The organism is Mesorhizobium sp. P5_C1 (assembly GCF_054049815.1).
In genome coordinates this window covers 1-3,595 of sequence record NZ_JBFULQ010000543.1, presented here as the reverse complement: position 1 = coordinate 3,595, position 3,595 = coordinate 1, and the positions used below count along the sequence as shown (strand labels likewise).

Genomic DNA, 3,595 nt, shown 5'->3' with positions numbered 1-3,595 from the left:
CAATCATGGCTCGACTTCGCCGGCGCCGGCTTCGTGCTCCGGGAGACCAAAAGCATCTATTTCGATTCCTGCATGATGTCCTACGAGGCGGCTAGCGCCGGACTGGGATTCGCCGTAGCCAATCGTGCCTATATGGCCAGCGATATCCGGGCCGAAAGGCTGKTGGCTCCATTCAAGGTGCACCAGCCGAATACGGCGGGGTGGTATTTCGTCTGCCCCGACAAGACGCTGCACGCTCGCAAGGTATCGCTGTTCAAGCAGTGGATCGCAGCCGAAGCCGCACTGACGCAGAACCAGTTGGACAGCGAGACCGCCGGCTGAACTTCGATCAGCCCCCAACAGGGATCAGGCGAAAGCCCTGCCCTCCTCGGTGCGCTGGAAGAGCATCAGATCCAGACCCAGGCTTGGCCGTCCCAGGATGGTCAGGATCGTGTGCGCCTGGCCGCGGTGATGTGTCTGGTGGTTGAAGACATGATCGAGCGCCGGCGCCAGCCTCTGCGAGACCGTGCGCATGTCCGAGACCGTCATATAGGTGAAGCGGCCCGTCAAAGCCTTGTCGCTGAGGCCGCCGACCCAGTCGATGATCCTCTTGTCCTCGGCTTCACGCGCCATCCGCAGGCCGGGCAAGCCCCGGTGCAGGACGGCATCCAGCGTCGTCGGCGCGTCGCCCTCGCCGGTGAAGCGCTTCATCCAGATGCGGTCGGCTGTCAGCAGGTGGTTGAGCGTACCCATCATCGAGCCGAAGAAGGCGCCGACATTGCGGTTGAATTCCTCTTCGTCGAGTTCGGCCGCGGCATCATAGATGCGGTTGTTGGCCCATTGATTATAGGCCGCAAACATCATGAAATGCTGTCTCATGGCTTCCCCTCGGCTCGCATCGATGCGGGGCCTACCTAACCCGCGAGGGCCCCAACGCCAATGACCATTCTGCTCTATGACCTCGTCGGACGCGACGCTGGCCGTCCGTTCAGCCCGCATTGCTGGAAGGTGGCGATGGCGCTTGCGCACAAGGGGCTCGACATTTCGACCGCACCGACGCGCTTTCTCGAGGTGCCCGCTGTCGAGGGCGGCGTTTCGAAAGCCGTTCCGGTGATCCGCGACGGCGAGACGGTCGTCGCCGATTCCTTCGCCATCGCGCTCTATCTCGACGAAGCCTATCCGGATCGGCCGACGCTGTTTGGCGGCGAAGGCGGCAAGGCGATGGCGCGCTTCATCGAACGCTGGTCGCAGCTGACCATCCATCCCTATGTCACCACCGCGGCGATCATCGACCTCCACGTCATGCAGGACGAGGAGAACGCCGCTTATTTCCGCCAGAGCCGCGAGCAATGCCTTGGCAGGAAGCTGGAGGATATCGTCACCGCGCGCGACGCCGGGCTGGCAACATTCCGCACTGCATTGGAGCCGCTGCGCTCAATGCTCGGCTACCAGCCCTATATTGGCGGCGCGTCGCCGCTGTTCGCCGACTACATCGTTTTTGGCGCCCTGCAATGGGCGCGCATAGCCTCGCCCTACCAGCTGCTCGACGACAGCGACGTGGTGGCGCAATGGTTCGCCCGCTGCCTCGACCTGCACGGCGGGCTGGCACGAAAGGTGGCGGCGGCGTGACGCCGTCGCGCCTGACCTGGCGCTGGGCAGCCACGCAGGCTGTCAATCCCTTGCGGGGAAGGCCAGCTGCGAGATAGCCAAGCCTACTTGGCTGCCGCTTTTTTTGGCGTGCTGGTCTTTGTGGCAGGCTTCGCCACCTTGGGGGCGGCTTTTGCCTTGGGAGCGGCTTTTGCCTTGCCGGCGCCAGCTGCCTTTTTGGCTGCCGACTTCCCCCCGGCATCCTCCTGGTCGATGTCGGCTACCGCCTGATGCCAATGGCGATCATGCTGACCGGCCGGTTGTCCCTCTTCCAGCCAGATCTGATGCGCGCGGTTGCGAATGCGTTCCTGCCGATCGTCTGCCATGATCATGTTGTCTCCCTTCGGGCCGACTTCAGCGCGGCGCCGACACGCAACTATAGCAAGCAAAGCATCGCATGACAGCCATCCGATCTCGCCTGCTGAGTCCGCCTCATCGGCGCCGGCCTGACACAGAAACGCACAGTTGCTCCGGCCCTTCACATCGCTCCGGGCGTTCATTGCTCGGAATTGGCTTTCTGTCCGCTTCGCGGACCGTCCCTCGCCCCTTTGGCCTCACCCCTTGGCAATGGGCCGGGCGGCTTGTATAGAGCCCGCCACTCTCAATTCCATTCTCATCACAAGGACGACCCATGGCGCTCGAACGCACCTTTTCCATGATCAAGCCGGACGCTACCCGGCGCAACCTCACCGGCGCCATCACCAGGATGCTGGAAGAGGCCGGCTTGCGCGTCATCGCCTCGCGCCGGGTCTGGATGAGCCGTCGTGAGGCGGAAGGCTTTTATGCCGTCCACAAGGACCGTCCGTTCTTCGGCGAGCTGGTGGAGTTCATGTCGTCGGCACCGACCATCGTGCAGGTGCTGGAAGGCGAGAACGCCATTGCCAGGAACCGCGAAGTGATGGGCGCCACCAACCCGGCCAATGCCGCCGAAGGCACCATCCGCAAGGTGCATGCGCTGTCGATCGGCGAGAACTCGGTGCACGGCTCCGATGCGCCGGAGACGGCAGCAGAAGAGATCAAGTACTKGTTCTCGGACACCGAGATCGTCGGCTGACACGACAGTCCAGACCTTGGACCCTGTAAAAAGGCCGGCGTCTCGCCGGCCTTTTTCATTGACGCAACGATCGGCTCTCGCCGCGCCGGGGTGACGCCGGACCGGGCATCAGCTTGCGGCGCTGAAGCGCAGGATCTCACGGCCATCCTTGTCCGATATGACGAGCTTGCCGTCGCCGACGCTGTATGACGCCGCCTTGGTCAATGCATCGAACAGCGCCTTCTCCTCAGCCATCACCTCGGGCGCGCAGGCCTTGTAGGTCGAACCGATGTCCCTGATCGCGATCGCCTGGCCTTCGACCTTGGCGGTGGCGAAATAGGTGTTGCAGGGACCGCTGCCGCCCGCCTTACCGGCCTCGCTGATCCTGAACGTGGCTTGCGGCGCGGCGATGGCGCCAATGCCGTCGACATAGTCGACCAGCCAGATCTGACCAATGACAGAAGCCGTCTGCTCGGCGCTCGGCGTGACCATCTTCAGCATGATGGTCTGCGGCACGTCGGTCAGCGGATCGACCTGATGGCGCATATCGGAGATGAACAGGAGCTTGCCGTCGACGGTAATGCGGGCTTGCAAGGCGTAGGTCATCTGCGACCGGATGACGGAGGGATCGAATTTGATCTCGAAGCTGATCGGCACCTGGCCGGCCGGCTTCATATTCTGCTCGCCGATGATCGTGGCCGGCGCGTCGGCCAGCGAGACATCGGCAAGCTGCACGGAGAGCACGGCACTGGGCGGCAAGGCGATGCGCTCGCGATAGATCACCTCGCCCCGCACGGCATTTTCGGCGGCAGCAGACAGTTCCGGCACGGCCAATATGCCGACGACCAGAGGCACGAAACCGAAGACGAAGAACTCCGCGATCCTGTCCAGCATGACCATCTCCCTCGCCCGGGCTGCCAATGCCCAGGCTGACCA

6 protein-coding genes are annotated in these 3,595 nt (G+C 63.4%); 3 read left to right on the top strand and 3 right to left on the bottom strand.

The genetic code is table 11. The features are described from left to right. Positions 1–321: LysR substrate-binding domain-containing protein (locus ACXJ7R_RS27555; RefSeq protein WP_457154581.1), on the top strand; the 321-nt coding region annotated here is incomplete at its 5' end. A gap of 24 nt (positions 322–345) precedes the next feature. On the opposite strand, the gene ACXJ7R_RS27550 is transcribed toward ACXJ7R_RS27555, so the two are convergent. Beyond that, positions 346–858 (bottom strand): DinB family protein, encoded by a 513-nt coding sequence (locus ACXJ7R_RS27550; protein WP_457154580.1) that lies wholly within the window; start codon positions 856–858, stop codon positions 346–348. Positions 859–918: 60 nt separating this feature from the next. Here ACXJ7R_RS27550 and ACXJ7R_RS27545 point away from each other — a divergent pair, with 60 nt between their 5' ends. Next, complete coding sequence (locus ACXJ7R_RS27545) at positions 919–1,608, top strand: glutathione S-transferase family protein (protein ID WP_457154579.1); 690 nt, start codon at positions 919–921, stop codon at positions 1,606–1,608. An 83-nt stretch (positions 1,609–1,691) separates the two neighbouring features. Here ACXJ7R_RS27545 and ACXJ7R_RS27540 read toward each other — a convergent pair whose 3' ends face one another. Continuing rightward, positions 1,692–2,126, bottom strand: coding sequence for a DUF2934 domain-containing protein (locus ACXJ7R_RS27540; protein WP_457154578.1), 435 nt, complete (start codon positions 2,124–2,126; stop codon positions 1,692–1,694). 131 nt (positions 2,127–2,257) lie between these two features. On the opposite strand from ACXJ7R_RS27540, the gene ndk reads away from it, so the two are divergent. Then, positions 2,258–2,680 (top strand): nucleoside-diphosphate kinase, encoded by a 423-nt coding sequence (gene ndk / locus ACXJ7R_RS27535; protein ID WP_457154577.1) that lies wholly within the window; start codon positions 2,258–2,260, stop codon positions 2,678–2,680. A 108-nt stretch (positions 2,681–2,788) separates the two neighbouring features. On the opposite strand, the gene ACXJ7R_RS27530 is transcribed toward ndk, so the two are convergent. Beyond that, on the bottom strand, positions 2,789–3,595 hold an 807-nt coding region (locus ACXJ7R_RS27530; RefSeq protein ID WP_457154576.1), incomplete at its 5' end, for a YbaY family lipoprotein.

Coding starts and splice junctions, on each gene's coding strand:
- ACXJ7R_RS27550 (WP_457154580.1), bottom strand. CDS start 858: ATGAGACAGCATTTCATGATGTTTGCGGCCTATAATCAATGGGCCAAC.
- ACXJ7R_RS27545 (WP_457154579.1), top strand. CDS start 919: ATGACCATTCTGCTCTATGACCTCGTCGGACGCGACGCTGGCCGTCCG.
- ACXJ7R_RS27540 (WP_457154578.1), bottom strand. CDS start 2,126: ATGAACGCCCGGAGCGATGTGAAGGGCCGGAGCAACTGTGCGTTTCTG.